Raw genomic sequence first — 1,779 nt, forward strand, 5'->3', positions numbered from 1 at the left:
GGGACATGCACATACCAAACACTGCCAACATGTTCGAATTTCACCTTCGAACTTCCGTTGTATAAAACACTATCAATAATTAATGGCTCCTGCAAATCGATCTGCATGCGCATATTACCACTATTATGCTGCACTACTTTGTATACGATTTTATTCGAGCCCGCTATACTTTTATCATTATAATCGGGTTTAACAGAAAGTTCGTAACGCTGCACATCCCACCAGGTACGTTCGGCATTTAAGCTTCCCCTTAAGGTATCGGCCAAAGTGTAAACCTTTTTTGGGCTTTGCGCAAAAAGCATGGTACTAAACGTTAAGAAAAGTACGGTTAGGGAGGTTAGTTTTTTCATATGTTTTTGCTGGTTATTATGTTGAATAGGTTATTATTAATTTGAAAAGCAATTGCAGTACTTATCGGTTAGCTCAATCCTGTTATCCCTCCTGCTCCGATGAAACCTGTGAAACAAGCAAGCACACAATAAAAGATAAAATATACCGTGCTTAAATCGGGAGCATCCGTTCTATCAGGTTTATTTAACCCTGGTTCTGTGCTTCTGTCCAAGGTATCTAGCCCTGACAGAAGCGGGCATCCCGTTTTTTATCGGGATAAAGCGGATGGCAGGACTATCCTTTAAAAAAAACGAAAAGCCCTGCGCTCCAAAACAAAAAACAACAGTTATTTTAAAAGATCTATGTTCCTTTTAATAGCTCTTTATTAATTGTGATGTTGTTATTTTAGCAAAATATTAATTTAAAAAGCAGTTTCAGTCTTTCATCGGTTATGGCAGTCCTGCTATCCCTCCTGCTCCGATAAAGGATCGGGAGCATCCGTTCTATCAGGTTTATTTAACCCTGGTTCTGTGCGTCTGTTCAAGGTCTCCACCCTTTAAAAAAACCGAAAAGCCCTGCGCTCCAAAAAAAAGCAGTTATTCCAAATAACCGCCCTAGCTAATAAGCTTCACTTCTAATCGATTCGATTTCATCTGTGGTTAAGGCCAAATGTTTACCCAACATCCTGCTTCCGCTTTCGGTAACCAGAAAATCGTCTTCAACCCTAATGCCACTAAAGTTTCTGAACTGTTCCAATTTATCGTAGTTAATAAATTCGGCAAACTGGTTGGTGGCTTTCCAACGGTCTATTAATTCGGGAATAATATAAACACCTGGCTCTACCGTTAACACATAACCTGCTTCGAGTGCTTTACCCAACCTTAACGATTTCAATCCAAACTGGGCAGTGTTTTTAGTCAGTTCATCGGTATAACCTACATATTGCTCACCTAAATCTTCCATATCGTGCACATCTAAACCCATCATATGGCCTGTTCCGCATTGAAAAAACATGGCATGCGCACCGGCTTGCACCGCATTGTCTATATTACCCTTCATCAGGCCAATATCTTTTAAACCCTGTGCCAGCATTTTACACGAGGCCAAATGCACATCTAAGTATCTTACACCCGGCGCCAACATGTTTTTGCCATGCGTGTAAGCATTCAATACAATATCATACACATCTTTTTGCTCGGCACTAAACTTTTTGCCTACCGGAAAAGTACGTGTAAGATCGCCTGCATAACCTAAAGCTGTTTCTACACCAGAGTCGTTCAAAACCAGCTGACCTTCCTTTAGCTGATTGCCATGATAGTGGTTGTGCAAAATTTCGCCACGAACGGTCAAAATAACCGGATAAGCCAGATTACCGCCCGAAGCCAATGCAGCACCCTGAATTTTTGCCGCAAGTTCGCGTTCGTACATGCCAGGTTTTGCCTGTTGCAT

Annotated in this window: 1 protein-coding gene and 1 pseudogene; both read right to left on the reverse strand. The window is 41.3% G+C overall.

Annotated elements, in window-relative coordinates; genetic code table 11:
- Positions 1 to 350, reverse strand: a pseudogene (locus AC1DND_RS27150) (hypothetical protein); the annotation flags it as partial.
- Between the two features lie 598 nt (positions 351 to 948).
- On the reverse strand, positions 949 to 1,779 hold an 831-nt coding region (locus AC1DND_RS27155; RefSeq protein ID WP_477585877.1), incomplete at its 5' end, for a M24 family metallopeptidase.

It is taken from the genome of Pedobacter sp. 01N416 (genome assembly GCF_056399685.1).